Raw genomic sequence first — 24,478 nt, forward strand, 5'->3', positions numbered from 1 at the left:
CGGGAACGTGCTCGACATCGGCTACTCCCTCTCCCGGCGCTTCCCCGACCCCCCGCAGACCGACTACCGCTCCGCGGACGTCCACACCCTGCGACACGACCTGTTCTGCGGCGACGTCTACCTCGCCGACACCGAGAAGGACACGGAAGTGTCCACAGCCTGGGGATGGGTACCCGTACTCGACTTCGCCTGGGCGCTGTGCGACATCGTCGAGCAGCTCGACGACGACCCCCGCGGCAGCCGCTCCGCCAACCGCCAGTACGCCGAACTCGACTTCACCGAGTCCGCCGACCGCATGCTCTTCGAACGCCGCTTCGGCTGGGTCGACATCGAAGCCGACTGGATGGCCCCCGAGGAAGAACCCCTCACCTTCAGCCACCGCCTGCTGCGCCGCGAAGCCCGCGACTTCCTCCACGACCTGATCGCCGACCTCGTCGACATGCACGAGGGCCTCGGCGACAACCCGATCATCTGGACGCTCCAGTCCCGCTTCCCCCGCGTACCCGCCTGAGGCGCGCCCGGCGCCCCGCGCCCGACAGCCGGCCGGGGACGGCGTTGGATACCCTCTCCCGGTTGGCTTCGGGCATCGACGGGCTTTGAACTGCCTGACGGGGGACGGTTCTTTCATGAGCGACAGCGGTACGCATCCGGCCGACCTCTTCCGGCCGCTCGCACCCGACGACCCCGCCAGCGTCGGCGGCTACCGGCTCAGCGCCGTCCTCGGCTCGGGCGGCATGGGCAAGGTCTACCTCTCGTACACCCTCGGCGGACGGCCCGTCGCCCTCAAGGTGATCCGGCCCGAGTTCAGCGAAGACCCCGAGTTCCGGCGGCGGTTCCAGCAGGAAGTACGCGCCGCACAGCGGGTCCAGGGCCTGTACACGGCCCCCGTCATCGACTTCGACACCGACAGCGCGCAGCCCTGGCTGGCCACCGCGTACGTACCCGGACCCTCCCTCGCGCACGCCGTCTCCGCCCACGGCCGGCTCCCGCTGCGCAGCGTCCTCCTCCTGACCATCGGCGTCGCCGAAGCCCTCCAGGTCATCCACGGCGCGGGCATCGTCCACCGCGACCTGAAGCCGGCGAACGTGCTCCTCGCCTCCGACGGCCCCCGCGTCATCGACTTCGGCATCGCCCGCGCCGCCGACGCCACCTCCCTCACCGGCAGCGGAGTCAGCGTCGGCACCCCCGCCTTCATGGCACCCGAACAGGCCTCCACCGGCACCGTCACCGCCGCCACCGACATCTTCGCCCTCGGCCAGATCATCGCCTTCGCCGCGATCGGCGCACCCGCCTACGGCGACGGGAACTCGCACGCGATCCTCTACCGCATCGTCCACGAGGACCCCGACCTCAGCGCCCTGCCCGCCGAGCTGAAGCCCCTCGTCACCCGCTGCCTCAGCCGCGACCCCGCCGCCCGGCCCGCCCCCACCGAGATCATCCAGATGTGCCACGCCCTCTCCCCCGCGCCGCTGCGCCAGGGCGAGGACTGGCTCCCCCAGGCCGTCGCCGGTTCCATCACCGAACGCCTGCGGCTGCCCGAACCGGCCGCGACCCCGCCCCCGCAGCCCCCCGCAACACCCACCCCGACCGCGCTCTCCGCACCCGCGCAGCCCCCCACCGCACCGGCCGCGTACCCGCTCCAGCCCCCGGCCCCCGCGTACGCGCCGACGCAGACGGCCCCGCCGTCACCCGCGCCCAACCCCGCATACGCACCGACGGCCCCGGGCTACCCCACCCCGCCACCGGGCTACCAGACGCCCCCGCCCGGCTACCCCACCCCGCCGCCCGGCTACCAGACGCCCCCGCCCGGCTACCCGACCGCCACCCCGCAGAAGTCCGGGCCCAACGGGCGGATCATCGCCGGAGCCGTCATCGGCGCGCTCATCGGCATCGCCGTCATCGTCTCCCTGCTCCCCGACGGCTCCGCCAAGGACAAGGCCGGCAGCTCCGGCAGCAACCGCGGCAGCGCCACCGCCCCCAGCCCCGCAGGCTCCGGCACCCAGAACAAGAACCAGAAGCGGCCCGACCCCACCCCCGCCTCGTACCAGGGCATCGACATCACGGCCAACTACCAGGTCATGCTCGCCGACAACCCGCCCCGCCCGGGCACCGGCGGCAACGCCGGCGTCCTCTACAACGGCGGCGACTTCTTCTACTACTACGACACCCTGTTCGGAGAGACGAAGGTCGGCACCAACAACGGCAAGCTCGTCGTCCTCAACAACGCCCAGAAGGGCTCCCTGGAAACCTGCCGCACGGAGACCCGCTACACCGAGAAGATCGGCCTCGACCAGCTCACCAACGGCTCCGAGATCTGCGTCCTCAGCAACGCCGGACACATCGCCGTGGTCACCTACCGCGGCAAGTCCGACGGCAAGGACGCCAGCAACTACATCACCGTCGACCTCACCGTCTGGCGGGGCGCCGAGGACCCCAAGAAACACTGACGCCACCCCCGCCGCCGCCCGGCCCGTACGACCCCCGTCCGTACGGGCCGGACCCGCGCCCCGAAGCCCCCGCTACGCCACCACCCGCAACCCCAGGTGCGACGCCAGCAGCGGAGCCAGCTCGAACAACTGCCCGGGACTGATCACCGCCCCCGACAGCGCGTCCACCCCCCGCGCGATCCCCAGCTCGGAAGCCCCCCGCAGATCCACGTCCGTCAGCCGCGCACCCGACAGGTCCACCCCCCGCACCACGCAGTCCCGGAACTCCACCCGCTCCAGCACCGCACCCCCGAAGTCCGGCTCCACCAGCACGCACCCCTCGAACACCACGTCCCGCAACCGCGCCATGCGCAGGTTCAGGTAGTCGATCTTCCCGCCGCGTACGAGGACCCGCTCCAGCACCGAACCGTGCAACTGCACCCCGCCCAGGCGCGCGTCCACCAGCTCCACGTCCCGCAACGAAGCCCCCGACAGGTCCGTCCCCACCCCCCGGACCCCCTCCAGCACCGCATCCATGAACCGCGCCTTCGACAGCCGCGCCTCGTCCAGCCCGCACCGCCGCAGCGCGCAGTCCATGAACCGCACCCCGATGCCGTCCTGCCCCGCCAGATCCAGGTCCGCGAACTCCAGCCCGTCGTAATCCCCGTCCGGCTCCAGCCCACCGCCCTCCCACGCCACCAACTCCGGCAGCCGCACCTCCGGCCGCCGGGCCTCCTTCACCTTCACCTGTCCGTTTCGCGCCATACGACCATCCTGGCCCACCGCACTGACAACGCCCCCGCCCCGCCCAGCCGCGCCAGCGCCCCGTCCGTCAGCCGGTACACCGACCACTCCTCCTGCGGCCGCGCGCCGAGCGCCTCGTAGAACCCGATCGTCGGCGCGTTCCACTTCAGCACCGACCACTCCAGCCGCCCGTACCCGCGCTCCACGCACGTCCGCGCCAGCTCCGCCAGCAGCGCCTTCCCGTACCCGCCCCCGCGCACGCCCGGCCGCACGTACAGGTCCTCCAGGTAGATCCCGTGCACCCCGCGCCACGTCGAGAAACTCAGGAACCACACCGAGAAGCCCACCACCTCCCCCGCGTCCGACTCCGCGATGTGAGCGAACACCGCCGGCCGCTCCCCGAACAACGCCTCGCGCAACTGCTCCGGCGTCGCACGCGCCTCGTGCGGCACCCGCTCGTACTCCGTCAACTCGCGGATCATGGAGTGGATTTCGGCAACATCGTCGACAACCGCGGCACGAATCATCCCGCCACCCTAGGCCGTGCACCCACCCTCACCGCCGCCCCAGCAGCAGCCCCGCCACCGCCACCTCACGCCGCGGCAGCCGCCGGCACCCCTCCTCCACCTCCCACAGACAGTTCTGCAGCACCCGCCCCAGCGTCCACGCCCGCGCCCGCTCCCGGTCCGCCCCCACCGCCTCCGTCAGCAGGTCGAACCGCCACCGCACGTCCCGCTCCCGGTACTCGTTCACCAACGACGGCAGCAGCTCGAAACCCGGATCCCCCGCCAACGGCTTCGGATCGATCGCCAGCCACGGCTCACGCTCCCCCGCCAGCACGTTCCCGAAGTGCAGGTCCCAGTGCAGCAGCCGGTCCCCCGGCTCCCCCGCCACCTCCGCCAGCGCCCCCGCACAGTCCCGCAGCACCCGCCGGTCCGCCGCCGAAGCCAGCCCCGCCGCCGCCCCCGGCACCCGCTCCAGCATCCCCGCCGCGATCGCCCCGAGCCCCCGCAGCCCCTCCGGCGCCGGCACCGCGCACAGCCGCGCCAGCAGCTCCCCGATCACCCCGACCGCCACCCGCGCGTCCCGCCGGGCCAGCCCCGACAAGGGCCGCTTCTCGTCCAGCCGCTCCAGCAGCAGCGCCCCCGTCGGCGGGTCCCACTCCAGCAGCCGCACGCTGCCCCGCCCGCCCCACGCCCGCAGCGCCAACGGCTCCCCCACCGTCTCCTCGTCCGGGGTCAGCACCTTCAGCGCCGCCGCCGTACCGTCCGCCCGCTCCACCGGCAGCACCACCGCCGTCATCCCGCGCATCCCCGGCCCGGTCACCCGCAGCCCCCAGCGCTCCAGCAAAGCCTCCGCCACCACCCGGACACCCCTCCCGAACCAGCACGAAACCCCCCGCCACCCTACGGCGCACCACCCCGCCCGCACATCGCACACCCCGCCGCGCAACCGGGCCCCGACCACGACATCCGGTACCTGGACACCCCCGCGCGGGCCCGTGTACCAACACCCCCATGACGATCAACGGCGGTATCTCCTTCTGGTACGCGACCGACACCACGGCCCCCCAGCCACCCCGCGCACCCCTCACCACCGACGCCACGGCAGACGTCGTCATCGTCGGCGGCGGCTACACCGGCCTGTGGACCGCCTACTACCTCAAGCGCGCCGCCCCCGACCTCCGCGTCACCGTCCTGGAGCAGAAGTTCTGCGGCTACGGCGCCTCCGGCCGCAACGGCGGCTGGCTCTACAACGGCATCGCCGGCCGCGACCGCTACGCCACCCTCCACGGCCACGGAGCCGCCCGCCGCCTCCAGCACGCCATGAACGACACCGTCACGGAGGTCATCGACACGGCGGCCAAGGAGGGGATCGACGCGGACATCCACCGCGGCGGAGTCCTCGAAGTCGCCCGCACCCCCGCCCAGCTCACCCGCCTCAAGGCCTTCCACGCCACCGAGCTCTCCTTCGGCGAGACCGGCCGCGAACTGTACGACGCCCCCGCCACCCGCGCCCGCATCGACATCGCCGACGCCGTCGGCTCCAGCTGGACCCCGCACGGCGCCCGCATCCACCCCCTCAAGCTCGTCCGCGGCCTCGCCGCCGCCTGCGACCGCCTCGGCGTCGTGATCCACGAATCCACCCCGGTCACCGAGATCGCCCCCCGCCGCGCCGTCACCCCGTACGGCACCGTCCGCGCCCCGTACGTCCTGCGCTGCACCGAGGGCTTCACCGCCGCCCTCAAGGGCCAGAAGCGCACCTGGCTCCCCATGAACTCCTCGATGATCGTCACGGCCCCCCTGCCCCCGTCCACCTGGTCGCAACTCAACTGGGCGGACGCCCCGCTCCTCGGCGACATGGCCCACGCCTACATGTACGCCCAGCGCACCGCCGACGACCGCATCGCGATCGGCGGCCGCGGCGTCCCGTACCGCTTCGGCTCACGCGCCGCCCACGCCGAGAACACGGGCCGCACCCAGCCGGCCACCGTCACGGCCCTGCGCGACCTCCTGTTCACCTTCTTCCCCCTCCTCACCGGCACCGAGATCACCCACGCCTGGTCGGGCGTCCTCGGCGTCCCCCGCGACTGGTGCGCCACGGTCACCCTGGACGCCACCACGGGCCTGGGCTGGGCCGGCGGCTACGTCGGCTCCGGCGTGGCCACCGCCAACCTCGCCGCCCGCACCCTCCGCGACCTGGTCCTCGGCGACCGCACGGAGCTGACCACCCTCCCCTGGGTCCACCACCGCGTCCGCCGCTGGGAGCCGGAACCCTTCCGCTGGCTCGGCGTCCACGCCCTCTACGCCGCCTACCGCGAAGCGGACCGCCGCGAAACCGCCACCCACCACCCCACGACGACCCCCCTGGCCCGCCTGGCCAACCACATCTCGGGCCGCACCTGAGGCACGCGGAGAAGCCCCCGGGCACGCGGAAGGCCCCGGACCGACACGGTCCGGGGCCTTCACCAGCAGAGCCCCCTGTCGGATTCGAACCGACGACCTACGCATTACAAGTGCGTTGCTCTGGCCGGACTGAGCTAAGGAGGCGGGGCCGCACTCACTCTACACAGGGCCCGATTCCCCGGGCCATCACATTGATCCGCCGCCGGATCCCCGGGCCGCCGCCCCCGTCCACAATCCGGGTCGTCAGATTGCTGACAGGAGGCGTACCGCCAGGTAGCGTCGGGCGGAGTTCAGGTGACTGGACTAGACCTTCCACTCGGATCGTCCGGCACGTTCCTGCCGGTAGAAGGGATTCACCACCATGGCTTCTGTCACCTTCGACAAGGCGACCCGCCTCTACCCGGGCGGCGACAAGCCCGCCGTCGACCAGCTGGAGCTGGAGATCGAGGACGGCGAGTTCCTCGTCCTCGTCGGCCCCTCCGGCTGCGGCAAGTCCACCTCCCTGCGCATGCTCGCCGGCCTGGAGGACGTCAACGGCGGCGCCATCCGCATCGGCGACCGCGACGTCACGCACCTGCCGCCCAAGGACCGGGACATCGCGATGGTGTTCCAGAACTACGCGCTGTACCCGCACATGACCGTCGCCGACAACATGGGCTTCGCGCTCAAGATCGCCGGCGAGGACAAGGCCACCATCCGCCGCAAGGTGGAGGAGGCGGCGAAGATGCTGGACCTCACCCAGTACCTCGACCGCAAGCCCAAGGCGCTCTCCGGCGGTCAGCGCCAGCGCGTCGCCATGGGCCGGGCCATCGTGCGCAAGCCGCAGGTGTTCCTCATGGACGAGCCGCTGTCGAACCTCGACGCCAAGCTCCGCGTGTCCACCCGTACGCAGATCGCCGCGCTCCAGCGCGACCTCGGCATCACCACCGTCTACGTCACCCACGACCAGGTCGAGGCGATGACCATGGGCGACCGCGTGGCCGTGCTGAAGGACGGGCTGCTCCAGCAGGTCGACACCCCGCGCAACATGTACGACCGGCCGGCGAACCTGTTCGTCGCCGGGTTCATCGGCTCGCCCGCCATGAACCTGGTCGAGGTCCCGATCACCGACGGCGGCGTGAAGTTCGGCGAGAGCGTGGTCCCGGTGTCGCGCGAGGCGCTGTCCGCCGCCGCGGACTCCGGCGACAAGACCGTCACCGTCGGCGTGCGTCCCGAGCACTTCGACATCGGCGACACCGGCGGCCTGACGATCACCGTGAACGTGGTCGAGGAGCTGGGCGCCGACGGCTACGTGTACGGCAGCCGCGACGGCCAGGACATCGTGGTCCGCGTCAACGGCCGCCAGGTGCCCGAGAAGGGCTCTTCGCTGCACGTGGTGCCGCGTACCGACGAGATCCATGTTTTCTCGACGTCGACCGGTGCACGGCTGTCCAACTGAGTGACGGGCAGGGGCGTTCCGCCAAGGGACGCCCCTGCCCCGGCAGTTGCGGGGCGGGGTGCGCGAACCCGGCAGACCGGGCCATTCGGCCGCACCCGTCAACCCTTGAATCGAAAAGCCACGTCGAACCATCCCCCGACCGGGTGACTAAATGTCGCCAAATCCTCACCGAGCGCTACTCTCGCCCTCGTGACCCACACTGCCCGCCGAATCGGCCGTTCCCTCGCCCTGGTCCTGCCCGTCGTCCTGGTCCTGTCCGGGACCCTCGCGGTCACCATGGTCCCCTGGGCGGACAACTCCTCCCAGATCCTGACCGCCTCCGCCGAGGACGTCTCCGTCCCGAAGAAGCCGGCCGCGCCGCAGGACCTGCTGCGCGACAAGCTCCTCGGCGAGCTCCAGCAGGGCGAGCAGCCGGGCGCCGTGCTCACGCACCTCCAGCAGGAGGTGAACGGGCGGCCGTCGCTGGCGGAGCACTGCGTGAGCATCGCGCGGGCGCTGGGCCGGGCGGCCGTGGAGGCGTACGGGCCGACGAAGGCCCAGTCGTACGCGCGCCCCGTGTGCGACACCTCGTACGCGACCGGCGTCGCCTCGATGGGCTGACCGCCCGTCGCGCCTGCCCCGTAGGGGGCGGGGGCCGTCCCTACGCTGGCGGCCATGACCGAGACCGTCCCCGAGCCACCCCAAACCACCGATGACGCGGCCGCGTTCCCGGCCCCTCCCACCCAGGCCGTCGTCCTGGCGGGCGGGCAGGGTTCGCGGCTGCGGCCGTATACGGACGACCGGCCGAAGCCGATGGTGGAGATCCCCGGTACCGGACTGCCCATCATCGGGCACCAGTTGGCGTGGCTGGCGGCCGAGGGGGTGACCGACGCGGTGGTGTCCTGCGGGCACCTGGCGGAGGTGCTCCAGGAGTGGCTGGCGACGGCCGTACTGCCGTTGCGGGTGACGACGGTGGTGGAGGAGGAGCCGCTGGGGCGCGGGGGCGGGCTGAAGTTCGCCGCGCGCCGGCTGCCGCGTCCGGACGGGGCCTGGTACGCGACCAACGGGGACGTGTGGACGCGTTTCCCGCTGCGGGAGATGGCGGCGTTCCACGCGGAGCGGGAGGCGGTGGCGACGCTGGCGCTGGCGCGGCCGCGGATGCCGTGGGGGGTGGTGGAGACGAACGGGCTGGGGCAGGTGCTGGACTTCGTCGAGGCTCCGCCGTCGCCGTATCCGGTCAACGCCGGGGTGTACGTGTTCGCTCCCGGATTCGCCCCGCTGCTGCCGGACTTGGGGGACCACGAGCGGACGACGTTTCCGCGGCTGGCCCGGGAGCGGCGGCTGGCGGGCTTTCCGCTGCCGCAGGGGGCGTACTGGCGGGCGATCGACACGGCGAAGGACTTGACCGAGGCGGCGCGGGAGTTGGCGGCGCAGGGCGCCGTCTGAGCGGTTTCCGTGTTGCTACGTCGCCGCGTGCCGTCGGCAGCGTGCGGTCGGCCCCGTGCGGTCGACGGCATGCGGAAGGGCCCGGCGCGCCGTACGCGCGCCGGGCCCTTCGGACGGTGGGTGCCGCTCGGCCGGGGCTCAGCCGAGGAGGCCTCCGACGAGGCCGGGCTTCTTGGCGGTGGTGTCCCCGCCGGAGCCGCTGCGGGTCCCCGAGGAGGTGGCCGGCGGCTGCTGCGGGCTGGACTGCTTCGGGGTGCTGCCGCGCGGGGTCTGGCTGCCGCCTCCGGAGCTCTTGGTGGCGCTGGGCGCGGAGCCGGTGGTGGAGCTGTCGCGGGTGGGGGCGCTGCTGCCGGTGCGGCCGGACTTGGCCGCGGGCTCGGAGGGCGCCGCGGAGGGGGAGGCCTGCTTCGAGGGCTGCTGCTGCCTGCCGGTGGCGGGCTGCTTGGCGGGGGCCTGCGGGAGCGGGCTGCCGGGGAGGTAGTTGCTGGGGGCCTGGCCGGGGCCGGGGACGGTGACGACGGTGGAGGAGCGGACGGCCCCGCCGAGGAGGGAGCCGATGAGGAGGGTGAGTCCGCAGACGACGGTGGCCATGACGGCACCGCGCCGCAGGACGCGGCGGCGCAGCCGCCAGATCTCGGAGCGGGGGCCGAGGGTGCGCCAGGCTTCGCCGGTCAGGCGCGCGTCGAGGGAGTAGACGGGCGCGCCGGCGATGACCAGCGGGCTCCAGGCGGCGAGGTAGATGATGTCGGGCGCGTCGTAGGCGGGGACGGTCTTCCAGCTGACCGTCATGAGGAGGGCGGCGGAGAGCAGGGCGCCGATGCAGGCGGCGAAGCGCTGCCAGAGGCCGAAGACGGTCAGGACGCCCACGATGACCTGGAGGAAGGCGACGCTGAGGCCTGCTCCGACGGGGTGGGCGAGGGCGAAATCGCGCAGGGGTTCGGCGAGGGCCCAGGGGTGCAGGGTCTGGAGCCAGGTGACCATGGAGCCGCGTTCGCCGCCGTCGAAGTAGACGGGGTCGCACAGCTTGCCCATGCCGGCGTAGATGGAGATGAACCCGAGGAAGACGCGCAGCGGGAGCAGCACGACGCCGAGGTTCATGCGGCGGCCGGGGTAGTAGGAGGCCTGGCCGCGGGTGTCGGCGGCGGGGCGCCGGCTGTCGGGGCCGGTGTCGGGGCCGGGGTGGCCGCCGTCGTGGGCGTCGTACGGCGGGTAGGGCTCGCGCGGGAGGTCGCGTACGGCGGCGAGGGGGCGGGTCTCGTCCGGGTCGCCGTAGGTGCGCTGGCCGATGACGGTGGGGGTGGCGAGGGTGTCCTCGCCCAGGTCGTGTGCCAGGTCGACCCGGGGGATGGTCTGGGTGGCGGCTCCGCCGTCGTAGTCGTCGTGGCCGCGGCCTGCTTCGCGTACGGCCTGGAGGAGTCCTCCCATGGCCGCGGCGTCGCCGGGGGCGGACTTGCCGCTCCAGACGACGGGTGCGCGGCGGCGGGTGGCTCCGGCGGTCGCGACGGCGGCGGCGCCGAGGAGGGGCGCGCGGCCGGGGGCTTTCGCGGGCTTGGAACGCGCGCTCGGGCTCGGTGCGAGCCGCACGCGGAAGCTGGCGTGGTTGACGATGACCTGTGCGGGGTCGCACGGCACCTTGACCATGCTCAGCGCGGGCTGGTCGTCGAACCCTGACGTTCTGGTGTCCACACTCATCTAACCGAGTGATGAGTGTTTAGGACACTGCCTTGACACGAGGGATCTGTCCGAGACCCGTCAAGATCAAGTCGCCCCGCCCCTGACGGGCGGGGCGACACGCTCACGGGTCATGTCCCGTGGGCCAAGTGGATCAGGCGCCCGGGGGCGCGTGCGGCCGTCCGGGTCAGACGCGGCCGCGCTGGGCGCGCTTGCGGGCGGCCTCGTAGAGGACGACGCCGGCGGCGACACCGGCGTTGAGGGACTCGGCGCCACCCGGCATCGGGATGCGGACGAGGTAGTCGCAGTTCTCGCCGACGAGGCGGCCGAGGCCCTTGCCCTCGGAGCCGACGACGATGACGACCGGGCCCCCGAGCGCGTCGAGGTCCTGGACCTCGTGGGTGCCCTCGGCGGCGAGGCCGACGACGGTGATGCCGGCCTTCTTGTAGTCCTGGAGGGCGCGGGTGAGGTTGGTGACGCGGGAGACCGGGGTGCGGGCGGCGGTGCCGGCGGAGGTCTTCCAGGCGCCGGCGGTCATGCCGGCGGCGCGGCGCTCGGGGATGACCACGCCGTGGCCGCCGAAGGCGGACACGGAGCGGACGATCGCGCCGAGGTTGCGCGGGTCGGTGACGCCGTCGAGGGCGACGATGAGGGCGTCCTCGCCGTTGTCGTGGGCGGCGTCGAGGAGGTCCTCGGGGTGCGCGTACTCGTACGGCGGGACCTGGAGGACGAGGCCCTGGTGGTTGAGCCCGTTGGTCATGCGGTCGAGCTCGGGGCGCGGGGCTTCCATCAGGTTGATGTTGCCGCGCTCGCCGGCGAGCTTGATGGCGTCGCGGACGCGCTCGTCGTTGTCGATGAACTGCTGCACGTAGAGGGTGGTGGCGGGCACGCCGTCGCGCAGCGCCTCGAAGACCGGGTTGCGGCCGACGACCATCTCGCTGGTGCCCTTGGGGCCGCCGCGGCGGGGCGCGGGGCGGCGCTTGGCGGCCTGGCGGGCCATGGCGTTGGCGATGCGGTTCGCCTTGTGCTTCTTGCGGTCCTCGGCCTTGGGCGTGGGGCCCTTGCCCTCGAGGCCCTTGCGCCGCTGGCCACCGCTGCCGACCGTGGCGCCCTTCTTGTTGGACGTGCGGCGGTTCCTGCGCTGGCTGTTCCCGGCCATGACCTCTACCTGTTTTCGTTCGTGCTGCGATATGTACGTATGAAGAGTGTGCCGCCCGGAAGCCCGGGCGGCACAACACGGCTGGTCCGGGTGGGTCCGGATCAGCGGGGGCCGAGGGTCCAGCGCGGGCCGCTGGGGCTGTCCTCGATGACCAGACCGGACTGGTTCAGCTGGTCGCGGATGGCGTCGGCGGTCGCCCAGTCCTTGCGGGCGCGGGCGGACTCGCGCTGCTCCAGGACCAGGCGTACGAGGGTGTCGACGGCGCCGTGGAGGTCCTCGCCGCGGTCGGTCTCGCCGGCCCAGTGCGGGTCGAGCGGGTCCAGGCCGAGGACGCCGAGCATCGCGCGGACCTCGGACAGCCGGGCGATGGCCTCGTCCTTGTCGTCGGCCGCGAGGGCGCTGTTGCCCTGGCGGACGGTGGTGTGGACGATCGCCAGCGCCTGCGGGACGCCCAGGTCGTCGTCCATCGCCTCGGCGAAGGCCGGCGGGACCTCGGCGGCGGCCTCGACGGGACCGCCCGCCTTCTCGATGACGCGCTGGTAGAAGCCCTCGATGCGGGCGAAGGCGGACTCCGCCTCGCGCAGCGCCTCCTCGCTGTACTCGATCATCGACCGGTAGTGCGGGGTGCCGAGGTAGTAGCGCAGGACGATCGGGCGCCACTGCTTGACCATCTCGGAGACGAGCACCGAGTTGCCGAGCGACTTCGACATCTTCTCGCCCGACATGGTGACCCAGGCGTTGTGCACCCAGTAGTTCGCGAACTCGTCGCCGAAGGCCTTGGCCTGGGCGATCTCGTTCTCGTGGTGCGGGAAGATCAGGTCGAGCCCGCCGCCGTGGATGTCGAAGGCCTCGCCGAGGTACTTGTGCGCCATCGCGGAGCACTCCAGGTGCCAGCCGGGACGGCCGCGGCCCCAGGGGGTCTCCCAGGAGGGCTCGCCGGGCTTGACGGACTTCCACATGGCGAAGTCGCGGGGGTCGCGCTTGCCGGTCTCACCGGTGGACTCCGGCTGGCGGATGTTGTCCAGCTCCTGGCGGGAGAGCGAGAGGTAGCCCGGGAAGGACTTCACGTCGAAGTAGACGTTGCCCTCGGACTCGTACGCGTGGCCGCGCTCGATGAGCCCGCGCATCATCTCGACCATCTCGGTGACGTGCCCGGTCGCGCGCGGCTCGTAGGTGGGCGGCAGGCAGCCGAGGGCGGTGTAGCCGTCGTTGAACGCGCGCTCGTTGTCGTAGCCGATGGACCACCAGGGGCGGCCCTGCTCGGCGGACTTCGCGATGATCTTGTCGTCGATGTCCGTGACGTTGCGGATGAACGTGACGCCGTAGCCGCGGTAGGTGAACCAGCGGCGCATCATGTCGAAGTTGAGGCCCGAGCGGATGTGCCCGATGTGAGGGGCGGCCTGCACGGTCGCGCCACACAGGTAGATCGAGACGCAGCCCTGTTCGAGCGGGACGAAGTCGCGGATCTGCCGGGCGCTGGTGTCGTACAGGCGAATAGTCACGGCATCCAGGGTAGTGCGCCCACGGCAGTGCCCAGCGACCGTTTGAGGCCGCCCGAACGGTTTGTTGCCGAAGAGGTGACATCCGTAACGGGCGGCCCGCGGCCGTGCGTCGTACTCAGTCCCGGTTCGTCCGGTAGACGAGGGCGGTGGCGATGGCGGCGAGGCCTTCGGCACGGCCGGTGAGGCCGAGTCCGTCGGTGGTGGTGCCGGAGACGGAGACGGGGGCGCCCACCGCCGCGGCGAGCGCCTTCTGCGCTTCCTCGCGCCGCTTGCCGATCTTCGGGCGTACGCCGATCACCTGGATCGCGATGTTGCCGATCTCGAAGCCCTCGGCGCGGACGATCCGGGCGGCCTCCGCCAGGAGGGTGACCCCGGCGGCTCCGGACCACTCGGGGCGGGAGGTGCCGAAGTGCGCGCCGAGGTCGCCGACGCCGGCGGCGGAGAAGAGGGCGTCACAGGCGGCGTGGGCGGCGACGTCGCCGTCGGAGTGGCCGGCGAGGCCGTCCTCGCCCTCCCAGAGCAGGCCGGCGCACCACAGCTCGCGGCCGGTCTCGAAGGCGTGCACGTCGGTCCCGATCCCGACGAGCGGGATCAGGGGCAGGTCAGTAGACATCGGTGGCCCTCCTGCGGGCGAGTACGGCCTCGGCGAGGACCAGGTCGAGCGGACGGGTGACCTTGAAGGCCTCCTCGTGGCCGGGGACGGTCACGACGGTGACCCCGGTGCGTTCCACCATGCCGGCGTCGTCGGTGGCGCCCTCGCCGCTGACGGCGATGGCCTCGTGCGCGCGCAGCAGGGTGGCGAGGTCGAAGCCCTGCGGGGTCTGCACGGCGCGCAGCCGGGCCCGCTCGGGCGTGGCGACGACCGGCTCGGGCGCGCCGGGCTCGCCGGGCTCGACCTCCTTGACGGTGTCGGCCAGGGGCAGTGCGGGGACCACGGCGGGGGCTCCGTCGCGGACGGCCTCGACGACGGAGTCCACGGTGTCGACGGGGACCAGCGGGCGGGCCGCGTCGTGGATCAGTACGGAGGTGATGTCGGCGGGCAGGGCGGCCAGGCCGGCGCGTACGGACTCCTGGCGGGTGTCGCCGCCGGGGACGACCCGGATCTCGGTCCGCTCGGGCAGGGCGTGCTCGTCCAGGAGGTTGCGCACCTCGGCCGCGCCGTCGGGCGGGGCGACGACCACGACGAGGGCGACCGCGCGGGAGCGGGCCATGGCGCGGACGGCGTGGATCAGCATCGGGGTCCCGCCGAGGGCCCGCAGGGCCTTGGGGGCGCCGGGGCCGAGGCGTACCCCGCGGCCGGCGGCCGGGATCACCGCGGCGGTGCGGTGGGGGCGGGATTCGTCAGACATCAGTAGCTCCGAGCCAGGTTTGTGACTTCGGCCGACATGGGTATGGCCTTGGGCGTACCCCGGCTCCGGCCGGGGGGAGTGCCGGGTGCGAAGCCCTCGCCCCTTCCGTGACGACCGGTCGAGCCGGCTGCCCGGACCCGGCACGCCAGTACGTGACCGTGCGGGTGTGCACACGCAGGGTACGGCGGGATGAGCGCAGGGTACGGCCGCCGGGGTACGGCTGTGCGACCCGGGGCCGGCTGGGCGTGGTGGGCCGGGCGGGTGTGGTGAGGGTGCCCGGACGCAGACATGCCGCAGCGCCCGGCAACAGCCCTCTCGGATCGAGATCGAGAGGGCGGGTCATCGGGCACCGCGGCACACTGTGGCCGGTTCGTGCGTCAGGACGCAAGAACCTCGTCGAGGAGGGCCTCGGCCTTGTCCTCGTTGGTGTTCTCGGCGAGCGCGAGCTCGCTCACCAGGATCTGGCGCGCCTTCGCGAGCATGCGCTTCTCTCCTGCGGAGAGACCGCGCTCGCGCTCACGACGCCACAGGTCGCGCACCACTTCGGCGACCTTGATGACATCGCCAGAAGCGAGCTTCTCCAGATTCGCCTTGTAGCGACGGGACCAGTTCGTGGGCTCTTCTGCGTACGGTGCGCGGAGCACCTCGAAGACCCGGTCCAGCCCGTCCTGGCCGACTACGTCGCGAACGCCGACGAACTCTGCATTGTCCGCAGGCACACGAACCGTCAGGTCGCCCTGGGCGACCTTGAGCACCAAGTAGGTCTTGTCCACGCCTTTGATCTGGCGAGTTTCGATGGCCTCGATCAGCGCGGCCCCGTGATGGGGATAGACCACGGTGTCGCCAACCTTGAACGTCATGTGACAGGTACCCCTTCCGTGGCTATCCAGGGTAACACGAGAACTGACTGTTATGAATGGCGTTTTCGCAGGTCAGGGCACATCTCGGGGCTTGACAACAGCGACACGAACGTGCTGCGAAAGGGTTCCGGAGGGGGGTATTCGCAGGTCGGAGGCGCTGTGCGGACCGGGCGAAACGACCACGTTACACCTGGCGGACGCGCCCACCAGTGTGACGTACGTCCCGTTTTGCCGGGTTCCCGGACATGAAACCGAAGTACTCCGTTCGACTGGCGGCCACCCGTACGCAGCGGGTTCAGGCCCAATCTGCAATTGATCAAGCAACGGCGTTCGAGGGAATCCAGGAATTGATCACGGAGCCGCTCCGGACGGGATAGCGGAATGCAAGATCGCGGGACCGGCGGAGCGCGGTGCGCGCACTGCGGAGGGTCGGGTGCGGGGGCGGGGCGGCGGCTCGGTAACCTAAGCGCGCTGACACACCCTTAGGGCGGCTTTACCTCGGTCGCCCTGAGCCTGTACCCGTCCCGTCCGTACGTCCAAGGAGTTGCCGCCGCCGTGAGCCGCAGCCTTCGACGCGGCGCTCTCGCCGCTACCGCCGTCGTGTTCTCCCTTGCATCGCTCGCAGCGTGCGGTGCGGGCAACGACGCGCAGACTCTCGAGATCAAGCCGGACAACGCCGCTGTCACCAAGGGCGACATCAAGATCCAGAACGCCCTGGTGATCACCAAGGGCGAGAAGGACAAGAAGGGCCCGGCCGCCGTCTCGGCGACCGTCTTCAACACCGGCACCAAGGCCCAGACCCTGGACGGGATCACCCTGAAGGGTGGCAAGTCCAAGGTGGTCCTGAAGGCCGCCGAGGGCTCCGGCAAGATCACCGTGCCGGCCGGCGGCTCCGTGGTGCTGGGCGGCAAGGGCAACGCCTCCGCCGTCATCGAGGGCGGCCGCGAGGCCGTCCAGAACGGCAACGTCCAGGACGTCGTCTTCCAGCTGAGCACCACGGGTGACGTGGAGCTGGACGCCTTCGTCGTCCCGGCCACCGGCATGTACGCGGGCTACGGCCCGACCGAGGCCCCGGCCGCCGCCCCCGCCCCGGCCCCGTCCGGCAGCCCCTCCGGCTCCCCCTCCCCGGGCGCCTCCGGCTCCCCGGCCGCGTCGGGCTCCCCGGCCGCCGGCGCCACCCCGTCGGGCTCCGCGTCGGCCTCGCCGTCGCGCAGCGCCGGCCACTGAGCGCAGCAGCACCAAAAGGGGAGGGCCCCCGCCGCGATGCGGCGGGGGCCCTCCCCTTTTACCCGGGAACCACTGGAGCCCCGATGCCCTACGGCTCGAACCTGTAGCCCGGGCCACGGACCGTGACCAGGTAACGCGGGGCCCCCGGGTCCGGCTCGAACCCCGTCCCGCGTGCGCCCCTCGCGCGACTCGGCCCCAGGGGCCTCGCCGGCTTCGGGACGCTGCGCCGGCCTCCGGCCGGACGTGGGGCCCACCCGTACGCCGTCGGCCTACGGCTCGAACTTGTAGCCCAGGCCGCGGACCGTGACCAGGTAGCGCGGGGCCCCCGGGTCGGGTTCGATCTTGGCGCGGAGGCGCTTGACGTGGACGTCCAGGGTCTTGGTGTCGCCGACGTAGTCCGCGCCCCAGACCCGGTCGATCAGCTGCATGCGGGTCAGCACGCGGCCCGCGTTGCGCAGGAGCATCTCCAGCAGGTCGAACTCCTTCAGCGGGAGGTCCACCTTGGCCCCGGCGACGGTGACCACGTGCCGGTCCACGTCCATGCGGACGGGCCCGGCCTCCAGGGCCGCCGGGGTGACCTCCTCCGGCTCGCCGCGGCGGCGCAGGACCGCGCGGATGCGGGCGACCAGCTCCCGGGAGGAGAAGGGCTTCGTGACGTAGTCGTCCGCTCCTATCTCCAGCCCGACGACCTTGTCGATCTCGCTGTCCTTGGCGGTCACCATGATCACGGGGACGTTGGAGCGGCCGCGCAGCTGCCGGCAGACCTCGGTGCCCGGCAGGCCGGGCAGCATCAGGTCGAGGAGGACGAGGTCGGCGCCGTTGCGCTCGAACTCGTCGAGCCCGTCGGGCCCCGTCGCGGCGATCGCGACCTCGAAGCCTTCCTTTCGGAGCATGTAGGACAGGGCGTCGCTGAAGGATTCCTCATCCTCGACGACGAGCACTCGGGTCACGGAAGGACCTCCGGGGCAGGAATGACTGGTTCTGGGTCAAGCTGGGGTCTGGCGGGTTCGGGGGCGGTCGCCGGGGCCGGCGCGGCCGCCTCGGGGAGTCGCAGGGTGAACGTGGAGCCCTGGCCCTCGGAGCTCCATACCGACACCTCCCCGCCGTGCGAGGCCGCCACGTGCTTCACGATCGCGAGGCCCAGCCCGGTTCCGCCCGTGGCGCGGGAGCGGGCCGGGTCGACGCGGTAGAAGCGCTCGAAGATGCGCTCGCGGTCCTTCTCCGGGATGCCTATGCCCTGGTCGGTCACGGCTATCTCGATCAAGTCTCCGCCCGGCGCGGTCACCCGGCGAGCGGCGATGCCGACGCGGGTGCGGGCGGGGCTGTAGTTCACGGCGTTCTCGACCAGGTTGCCGAGGGCCGCGGCCAGCTGCCCCCGGTGTCCCCATACCCGCAGGTCGGCGGTGCCGCCGGCGGCCATGGTGATGTGCTTGGAGGTGGCCGTGTGCCGGCAGCGGTCGATGGCCTCCGCCACGAGCGTGTCCACCCGTACCGGCTCGGCGTCCTCCAGTGCCTCGTCGTTCTGCACCCGGGAGAGGTCGATGAGCTCCTGCACGAGGTTGATCAGGCGGGTGGACTCGATCTGCATGCGGCCCGCGAAGCGGGTGACCGCCTCGGGGTCGTCCGACGCGTCCATGACCGCCTCGGAGAGCAGCGAGATCGCGCCGACCGGGGTCTTCAGCTCGTGCGAGACGTTCGCGACGAAGTCGCGGCGCACCGCTTCGATGCGTCGGGCCTCGGTGAGGTCCTCGACCAGCAGCAGCACCAGGCGGGAGCCCAGCGGGGCGACGCGGGCGGAGACCGCGAGGGCCTCGCCGCGGCCGGTGCCGCGCCGGGGCAGGTCGAGCTCGATCTGCCGTATCTCTCCGTCCCGGCGGGTGTCGCGGGCCATGTGGAGCATGGGCTCCACGGCCAGCTTCCCGCCGCGGACCAGCCCGAGCGCGTACGCGGCCGAGCTGGCCTTGACCACCGCGTCGCCCTCGTCGAGGACCACGGCGGAGGAGCGGAGCACGGAGAGGACCGTGTCCACTCCGGGCGGGAGCACCGCGTTGATGTCGGGGCGCATGGAGCTCCGGGTGGGGCGGGCCTGGTCGCGCTCGCTCCAGCGGAACGCCAGCATGGCGATCACACCGGTGCAGAGACCGGCGATCGCCGCAGCTGCGGCGACCGCCGCGTTCACGTCCATGTGTCCAGGTTAAGCAGGCCCGCGGACACTTCCACAGCCGTTCGGGTGGCACCTCGAACAGTCGTCGCCCAGAGTTCACCCTGACGACGGGGTTGATTCATTTGTGGTGCCGGAGTCGGACGCGTTGGCGACCGAACGTGTAAACGTGGGGCCGAACACCCCGCACGAGCAGTAGTGAGCAGACGAGCAGTAGCGAGCAGCAGGCAAGAAGGCCGGAGAGGGACACCATGCGCGACGCGTACCACGAGGAACTGGACTCGATCGGAGAGAGCCTGGTCGAGATGGCCCGGCTCGTCGGTTCCGCGATCGGCCGGGCCACGACCTCCATGCTGGACGCCGACCTGAAGCTCGCGGAGAGCGTCATCGCCGCGGACCAGAAGGTGGACGACCTCCAGCACGACCTGGAGGCCCGCGCCATCGCCCTGCTGGCCCGGCAGCAGCCGGTGGCCACCGACCTGCGCATCGTCGTCACCTCGCTGCGCATGAGCGCCGACCTGGAGCGCTCCGGCGACCTGGCGCAGCACGTGGCGAAGCTGGCCCGGCTGCGCTTCCCGGACACGGCGGTCCCGCGTGACCTGCACGCGACGATCCTGGAGATGGGGCAGCTGGCGCAGCGCCTGATGGCGAAGGCTGCCGAGGTCATCATCACGAAGGACGTGGACCTGGCGCTCCAGCTGGAGCAGGACGACGACGAGATGGACCAGCTGCACCGCACGCTGTTCCAGCACCTGATGGACGACCGCTGGAAGCACGGCATCGAGACGGCCGTCGACGTGACGCTGCTGGGCCGCTACTACGAGCGGTTCGCGGACCACGCGGTGTCGGTGGCGAAGCGCGTGGTGTACCTGGTGACGGGCGAGCACGCGGACGAGCTGCAGCAGCCGACGCAGGTCGAGGGCGTCTGAGCCCCTTCGCGCGGCGCTCGGCGCGGCACGCCCCAATGCGCCGTTGACGCGCCGGTGTGGCTGGGCATGAATGAGGCGAAGGCACCACGACTTCCCGTACGCCGCCTGCGAGGAGGCACCATGCCCGAAACCCCTGTCCCCATCACGCCGGAACAGGAGCAGCCGCCCCGCCCGGAGCCGCTGCGCCTCCCGCTGCTCGCGGCCTGCGGCTGCGGCTCGGGCTGCGGCTGCGGCTGCCAGTCCGGCGCCCCGTGCCAGTGCGGCGGCTGACCCGCCCACGACACCGAGAGGGCCCCGTCCGATCCGGACGGGGCCCTCTCGCGTCTGCGGACTGCTACTTCTTGCCCTGGTTCTTGACGGCTTCGATGGCGGCCGCGGCGGCCGTCGGGTCGAGGTAGGTGCCGCCCGGGTTGAGGGGCTTGAAGTCGGCGTCGAGCTCGTAGGAGAGCGGGATGCCGGTGGGGATGTTCAGGCCCGCGATGTCGGCGTCGGAGATGCCGTCGAGGTGCTTGACCAGGGCGCGCAGGCTGTTGCCGTGGGCGGCGACCAGGACGGTGCGGCCGTCGAGGAGGTCCGGGACGATCGCGTCGTACCAGTACGGCAGCATGCGGACGACGACGTCCTTGAGGCACTCGGTGCGCGGGCGCAGCTCCGGCGGGATGGAGGCGTAGCGCGGGTCCTCGGACTGCGAGAACTCGGTGCCGTCCTGGAGGGCCGGCGGCGGGGTGTCGTAGGAGCGGCGCCACAGCATGAACTGCTCCTCGCCGAACTCGGCGAGGGTCTGGGCCTTGTCCTTGCCCTGGAGGGCGCCGTAGTGGCGCTCGTTCAGGCGCCAGGAGCGGTGCACGGGGATCCAGTGGCGGTCGGCGGCCTCCAGCGCGAGCTGGGAGGTGCGGATCGCGCGCTTCTGGAGCGAGGTGTGCACGACATCGGGGAGCAGGCCGGCGTCCTTGAGCAGCTCACCGCCGCGGACCGCCTCCTTCTCGCCCTTCTCGTTGAGGTTGACGTCCACCCAGCCGGTGAACAGGTTCTTCGCGTTCCATTCGCTCTCGCCGTGGCGGAGGAGGATCAGCTTGTACGGTGCGTCGGCCATGCGTACGAGCCTAGTGGACGCCGTGGGGCGCCCGCGCGCCTCCGATTGACGGCCGGCGTCAATCCAGTGGACGGCGCCGGACCCCGTTCGTAATGTGCCAGCAGATCCAGTGGTACTTACATCATCGGGGGAATCCGTATGTCCGCTGCCAGTTTGAGACGGGCTGCCCGGGAGAGCGTCTCGGGGCTGCCGCGCGCGTTCTGGTGGCTGTGGGCCAGCACGCTGGTCAACCGGCTCGGGGCTTTCGTCGCGACGTTCATGACCATGTACCTGACCCTGGACCGGGGCTATTCGGCCTCCTTCGCGGGACTCGTGGTCGCCCTGTACGGGCTGGGTGGTGTGGTGTCCTCGCTGGTGGCAGGGGTGATGACGGACCGGCTGGGGCGGCGTCCGACGATGCTGGCGGCGAACGTTTCGACGGCGCTGTCGACGGCGCTGCTGGGGTTCATGGAGCACCCGGCGGCGATCGCGGCGGTGGCGTGCCTGGTGGGCATGGCCTCGAACGCCTCGCGCCCGGCGGTCTCCGCGATGATGGCGGACATCGTCCCGCCCGAGGACCGGGTACGGGCCTTCGCGCTCAACTACTGGGCGATCAACATGGGCTTCGGGGTCAGCTCGGTGGTGGCGGGCGTGGTGGCGGAGTACAGCTACCTGGCCGGCTTCCTGGGCGAGGCGGCGCTGACGCTGGTGTGCGCGGTGCTGGTGTTCGCGAAGCTGCCGGAGTCCCGTCCGGTGAAGGAGGAGGCGGAGAAGGGGGCCGAGCCGGAGATCGGGCTGGGGACCGTGCTGCGGGACGGCCGGTTCATGGCGGTGGTCGGGCTGTCGTTCCTGGTCTCGCTGATCTTCACGCAGGGTTCGGTGGGCCTGCCGGTCGCGATGGGGCAGGCGGGCTTCTCGCCCGGGGACTACGGGCTGGTCGTGGCGGCGAACGGGCTGCTGATCGTGCTGCTCCAGATCCCGGTGACGCGGTTCATCGAGCACCGCGACCCGAGCCGGCTGCTGGTGGTCTCGGCGCTGCTGGCGGGGTACGGGTTCGCGATGACGGCGTTCGCGGGGTCGCTGTGGGCGTACGCGCTGACGGTGTGCGTGTGGACGCTGGCGGAGATCGTGAACTCGCCGACGCAGATGGGGCTCGTGGTGCGGCTGTCCCCGGTGCACGGGCGGGGGCGGTACCAGGGGATGTACACGATGTCGTGGGCGGTGGCGGCGCTGGTGGCTCCGCTGATGGCCGGGCTGGTGATCGACCGGTACGGGGCGGGGTGGCTGTGGGGGGCCACCGGGGTCCTCGGGACGGTGGCGGCGGCGGGGTACTGGCTGCTGATGCGGGGGCTTCCCGGTGGGGCGGAGGCCGTCTCCGGCTCCGCCGGTGCGGGGGCGCCTGCGGCGAAGCCGGCTTCGGAGGCCGTCCCCGCCGAGGCCTAGCCGGCCGGGCGGACGGGGTGCGGTGCCGCTGCGGCTGGGCGGGGCGGTGGGTGCGCGGGGTACCGCTGCGCGGGCCGGTTCCCCTACCCGCCCTTCGCCCGTTCCCCGGGCTGCGCCCGGACCCCTTGCGGGGGCTCCGCCCCCGCACCCCCGCGCCTCAAACGCCGGCGGGGCTGATTTCAGCCACGCGTCAGGAAGGCTGCGTCAGGTGCTTGAAGGCGTCCAGGTTGCGGGTCGATTCGCCGCGGGCGACGCGCCACTCGTACTCGCGCCGGATCGCGCTCGCGAAGCCGAGTTCCAGGAGGGTGTTGAAGGCGCCGTCCGCCGCCTCCAGGACGGTGCCCAGGAGGCTGTCCAGGTCCTCCGGGGTGATGACCGACAGCGGGAGCCGGGCCGTGAGGTAGACGTCGCCGAGCTGGTCCACCGCGTACGCCATGCCGTACAGCTTGAGGTTGCGTTCCAGCAGCCAGCGGTGGACGCCGGACTCGTTCTCGTCGGGGTGGCGGATGACGAAGGCGTTGACCGACAGGGAGTGCCGGCCGATGCGGAGCGAGCACGTGGTGCTCAGCTTGCGGGTGCCGGGGAGCTGGACGACGTACGTGCCCGGTTCGGGGCTCTCCCAGCTCAGCTCGGCGCCGGCCAGCGTGGACTCGATGATCGCGGCGGTGTCAGCGTCAGCCATGGTGGGAGCGTACGCGACGGCGATGATCATGCATGGCGGCGGTGTAGACGTCGGCCGTGCCGCCGGCGGCGGTGTCCCAGCCGAAGAACTGCGCGTGCCGTGCGGCCTCGGCGCCCATCCGGTCGGTGAGGCCGGGGTCGTCGACGAAGCGGCGCAGCTCGCGGGCGTAGTCCACGGGGTCGTGGCCGGGTACGAGGATGCCCGTGACGCCGTCGTTGACGGCGACCGGCAGTCCGCCGACCTCGGCGGCGAGGACCGGCGTGCCGGTGGCCTGGGCTTCGATGGCGACGAGCCCGAAGGACTCGCTGTACGAGGGCATGACCAGTACGGACGCGGCCCGGAACCAGTCGGCGAGGCCGTCCTGCGCCACCGGCGGGTGGAAGTGGACGAGGTCGGTGATGCCGAGCTTCGCGGCGAGTTTCTGGAGGCCTTCGGGCTTGGCGAGGCCGCTGCCACTGGGGCCGCCGACGACGGGGACGAAGAGGCGGCGGCGCAGCGAGGGGTCGCGGTCGACGAGTTCGGCGACGGCTCGGAGCAGGATGTCGGGGGCCTTGAGGGGCTGGATGCGGCCGGCGAAGAGCGGTATCACCGCGTCCTGCGGCAGGCCGAGGCGGGCGCGGGCGGCGGCGCGGCCGTCGCCGGTGGTGAAGCGGTCGAGGTTGACGCCGGGGTGGACGACGGCGACCTTGCCGGGGTCGGCCTCGTAGTGTCGTACGAGTTCCTCGGCCTCTTCGGCGGTGTTGGCGATGAGCCGGTCGGCGGCGGCAACGATCTGGGTCTCGCCGATGACGCGGGCGGCGGGCTCGGGGGTGTCGCCTTCGGCGAGCGCGGCGTTCTTGACCTTGGCCATGGTGTGCATGGCGTGGACGAGGGGGACGCCCCAGCGTTCGGCGGCGAGCCAGCCGACGTGGCCGGAGAGCCAGTAGTGGGAGTGGACGAGGTCGTAGTAGCCGGGTCGGTGGCGGGCCCAGGCCTGCATGACGCCGTGGGTGAAGGCGCACAGCTGGGCGGGCAGCTCTTCCTTGGCGAGGCCTTCGTAGGGGCCCGCGTCGACGTGCCGTACGAGGACGCCGGGCGCGAGCTCGACCACGGGCGGCAGGCCGCCGGTGGTGGCGCGGGTGAAGACCTCGACCTCTATGTTGATCGCGGCGAGGCGCTTGGCGAGCTCGACGATGTAGACGTTCATGCCGCCGGCGTCGCCGGTGCCGGGCTGGTGCAGCGGTGAGGTGTGCACGCTGAGCATGGCCACGCGGCGGGGCTTGCGGTGGTGGCCGACGGCCGGGAGGCGCAGGCGGGGGGCGTCGGGGCGGGCGCCGCGGGCGGCGGCGATGCGGCCGCTGATGCTGCCGCCGAGGCGGGACACGTACTGGCTCAAGGGAGCAGTTCCTCTCGCTCGGACGACGGTCGACGGTCCTCTGCGGCCCGCTCCGGCGGCGGGTCGGCAGCGCCGGTGGGGCGGCATGGCTGCGGGAGCGCGGTCGGCG

Annotated in this window: 24 protein-coding genes and 1 tRNA gene; 10 read left to right on the forward strand and 15 right to left on the reverse strand. The window is 72.2% G+C overall.

The features are described from left to right. Positions 1-7 precede the first annotated feature (7 nt). Positions 8-511, forward strand: a complete 504-nt coding sequence (locus OG553_RS15065; protein ID WP_405979486.1) for a hypothetical protein — start codon at positions 8-10, stop codon at positions 509-511. 115 nt (positions 512-626) lie between these two features. Next, entirely contained in the window at positions 627-2,447 is a 1,821-nt protein-coding gene (locus OG553_RS15070; RefSeq protein ID WP_405979487.1) for a serine/threonine-protein kinase, read from the forward strand. Positions 2,448-2,519: 72 nt separating this feature from the next. On the opposite strand, the gene OG553_RS15075 is transcribed toward OG553_RS15070, so the two are convergent. Genes OG553_RS15075 through OG553_RS15085 form a run of 3 tightly spaced genes read right to left on the reverse strand, consistent with a single transcriptional unit; the run spans position 2,520 to position 4,637 of the window. Further along, complete coding sequence (locus OG553_RS15075; RefSeq protein ID WP_405979488.1) at positions 2,520-3,191, reverse strand: pentapeptide repeat-containing protein; 672 nt, start codon at positions 3,189-3,191, stop codon at positions 2,520-2,522. Continuing rightward, positions 3,170-3,697: a GNAT family N-acetyltransferase gene (locus tag OG553_RS15080; RefSeq protein ID WP_405979489.1), complete on the reverse strand. Its 528-nt coding sequence runs from the start codon at positions 3,695-3,697 to the stop codon at positions 3,170-3,172. Before OG553_RS15080 ends, OG553_RS15075 begins: the two co-directional genes overlap by 22 nt. Before the next feature lie 28 nt (positions 3,698-3,725). Beyond that, positions 3,726-4,637 carry an aminoglycoside phosphotransferase family protein gene (locus OG553_RS15085; RefSeq protein ID WP_405979490.1) on the reverse strand — a complete coding sequence of 304 codons (912 nt, stop codon included), beginning with the start codon at positions 4,635-4,637 and terminating at the stop codon, positions 3,726-3,728. 50 nt (positions 4,638-4,687) lie between these two features. Here OG553_RS15085 and OG553_RS15090 point away from each other — a divergent pair, with 50 nt between their 5' ends. Next, a complete protein-coding gene (locus OG553_RS15090; RefSeq protein WP_405979491.1) occupies positions 4,688-6,076 on the forward strand; it encodes an NAD(P)/FAD-dependent oxidoreductase in 1,389 nt (462 codons plus the stop codon). Between the two features lie 69 nt (positions 6,077-6,145). On the opposite strand, the gene OG553_RS15095 is transcribed toward OG553_RS15090, so the two are convergent. Continuing rightward, positions 6,146-6,220, reverse strand: a tRNA-Thr gene (locus tag OG553_RS15095). A gap of 217 nt (positions 6,221-6,437) precedes the next feature. Here OG553_RS15095 and OG553_RS15100 point away from each other — a divergent pair. The 3 genes from OG553_RS15100 (at position 6,438) to OG553_RS15110 (ending at position 8,939) form a co-directional block, all read left to right on the forward strand. Further along, positions 6,438-7,514, forward strand: a complete 1,077-nt coding sequence (locus tag OG553_RS15100; protein ID WP_405979492.1) for an ABC transporter ATP-binding protein — start codon at positions 6,438-6,440, stop codon at positions 7,512-7,514. Positions 7,515-7,703: 189 nt separating this feature from the next. After that, positions 7,704-8,114 carry a hypothetical protein gene (locus tag OG553_RS15105; RefSeq protein WP_125813845.1) on the forward strand — a complete coding sequence of 137 codons (411 nt, stop codon included), beginning with the start codon at positions 7,704-7,706 and terminating at the stop codon, positions 8,112-8,114. Positions 8,115-8,168: 54 nt separating this feature from the next. Continuing rightward, entirely contained in the window at positions 8,169-8,939 is a 771-nt protein-coding gene (locus OG553_RS15110) for an NDP-sugar synthase (RefSeq protein ID WP_405979493.1), read from the forward strand. 138 nt (positions 8,940-9,077) lie between these two features. Here the strand turns inward: OG553_RS15110 and OG553_RS15115 are convergent, their stop codons facing one another. The 6 genes from OG553_RS15115 to OG553_RS15140 all read right to left on the reverse strand — a co-directional run bounded on the left by OG553_RS15115 (position 9,078) and on the right by OG553_RS15140 (position 15,480). Continuing rightward, positions 9,078-10,631, reverse strand: coding sequence for a DoxX family membrane protein (locus tag OG553_RS15115; protein ID WP_405979494.1), 1,554 nt, complete (start codon positions 10,629-10,631; stop codon positions 9,078-9,080). Positions 10,632-10,797: 166 nt separating this feature from the next. Then, the gene (gene rlmB / locus OG553_RS15120) at positions 10,798-11,769 is read right to left on the reverse strand and encodes a 23S rRNA (guanosine(2251)-2'-O)-methyltransferase RlmB (protein WP_405979495.1); all 972 of its coding nucleotides are present in this window, start codon (positions 11,767-11,769) and stop codon (positions 10,798-10,800) included. A 101-nt stretch (positions 11,770-11,870) separates the two neighbouring features. Next, entirely contained in the window at positions 11,871-13,271 is a 1,401-nt protein-coding gene (cysS, locus tag OG553_RS15125) for a cysteine--tRNA ligase (protein ID WP_405979496.1), read from the reverse strand. A gap of 115 nt (positions 13,272-13,386) precedes the next feature. After that, entirely contained in the window at positions 13,387-13,884 is a 498-nt protein-coding gene (gene ispF, locus OG553_RS15130) for a 2-C-methyl-D-erythritol 2,4-cyclodiphosphate synthase (protein ID WP_405979497.1), read from the reverse strand. Further along, a complete protein-coding gene (gene ispD / locus OG553_RS15135) occupies positions 13,874-14,620 on the reverse strand; it encodes a 2-C-methyl-D-erythritol 4-phosphate cytidylyltransferase (RefSeq protein WP_405979498.1) in 747 nt (248 codons plus the stop codon). The genes ispF and ispD overlap by 11 nt, the downstream gene beginning before the upstream one ends. Positions 14,621-14,997: 377 nt before the next feature. Further along, complete coding sequence (locus tag OG553_RS15140) at positions 14,998-15,480, reverse strand: CarD family transcriptional regulator (RefSeq protein WP_003953493.1); 483 nt, start codon at positions 15,478-15,480, stop codon at positions 14,998-15,000. A 555-nt stretch (positions 15,481-16,035) separates the two neighbouring features. Between OG553_RS15140 and OG553_RS15145 the strand changes: the two genes are divergently transcribed. Further along, positions 16,036-16,707 carry a DUF461 domain-containing protein gene (locus OG553_RS15145; protein ID WP_405979499.1) on the forward strand — a complete coding sequence of 224 codons (672 nt, stop codon included), beginning with the start codon at positions 16,036-16,038 and terminating at the stop codon, positions 16,705-16,707. 269 nt (positions 16,708-16,976) lie between these two features. On the opposite strand, the gene OG553_RS15150 is transcribed toward OG553_RS15145, so the two are convergent. Together OG553_RS15150 and OG553_RS15155 are read right to left on the reverse strand one after the other, a co-directional pair. Continuing rightward, entirely contained in the window at positions 16,977-17,657 is a 681-nt protein-coding gene (locus tag OG553_RS15150; protein ID WP_007265514.1) for a response regulator transcription factor, read from the reverse strand. Next, positions 17,654-18,892 (reverse strand): sensor histidine kinase, encoded by a 1,239-nt coding sequence (locus tag OG553_RS15155; RefSeq protein WP_405979500.1) that lies wholly within the window; start codon positions 18,890-18,892, stop codon positions 17,654-17,656. The genes OG553_RS15150 and OG553_RS15155 overlap by 4 nt, the downstream gene beginning before the upstream one ends. A gap of 227 nt (positions 18,893-19,119) precedes the next feature. Between OG553_RS15155 and phoU the strand changes: the two genes are divergently transcribed. Both phoU and OG553_RS15165 read left to right on the forward strand, forming a co-directional pair. Next, complete coding sequence (gene phoU / locus OG553_RS15160; RefSeq protein ID WP_007265512.1) at positions 19,120-19,797, forward strand: phosphate signaling complex protein PhoU; 678 nt, start codon at positions 19,120-19,122, stop codon at positions 19,795-19,797. A gap of 120 nt (positions 19,798-19,917) precedes the next feature. After that, positions 19,918-20,067, forward strand: a complete 150-nt coding sequence (locus OG553_RS15165; RefSeq protein WP_165365008.1) for a hypothetical protein — start codon at positions 19,918-19,920, stop codon at positions 20,065-20,067. A gap of 64 nt (positions 20,068-20,131) precedes the next feature. On the opposite strand, the gene OG553_RS15170 is transcribed toward OG553_RS15165, so the two are convergent. After that, entirely contained in the window at positions 20,132-20,890 is a 759-nt protein-coding gene (locus OG553_RS15170) for a phosphoglyceromutase (RefSeq protein WP_405979501.1), read from the reverse strand. A 138-nt stretch (positions 20,891-21,028) separates the two neighbouring features. On the opposite strand from OG553_RS15170, the gene OG553_RS15175 reads away from it, so the two are divergent. Further along, entirely contained in the window at positions 21,029-22,312 is a 1,284-nt protein-coding gene (locus OG553_RS15175) for an MDR family MFS transporter (protein ID WP_405979502.1), read from the forward strand. A 190-nt stretch (positions 22,313-22,502) separates the two neighbouring features. On the opposite strand, the gene OG553_RS15180 is transcribed toward OG553_RS15175, so the two are convergent. Together OG553_RS15180 and mshA are read right to left on the reverse strand one after the other, a co-directional pair. After that, positions 22,503-22,994 (reverse strand): YbjN domain-containing protein, encoded by a 492-nt coding sequence (locus tag OG553_RS15180; RefSeq protein WP_405979503.1) that lies wholly within the window; start codon positions 22,992-22,994, stop codon positions 22,503-22,505. Further along, a complete protein-coding gene (mshA, locus tag OG553_RS15185; protein WP_405979504.1) occupies positions 22,987-24,369 on the reverse strand; it encodes a D-inositol-3-phosphate glycosyltransferase in 1,383 nt (460 codons plus the stop codon). Before mshA ends, OG553_RS15180 begins: the two co-directional genes overlap by 8 nt. Positions 24,370-24,478: the final 109 nt, after the last annotated feature.

This window comes from Streptomyces sp. NBC_00158 (genome assembly GCF_045160885.1).
Classification (GTDB): domain Bacteria; phylum Actinomycetota; class Actinomycetes; order Streptomycetales; family Streptomycetaceae; genus Streptomyces.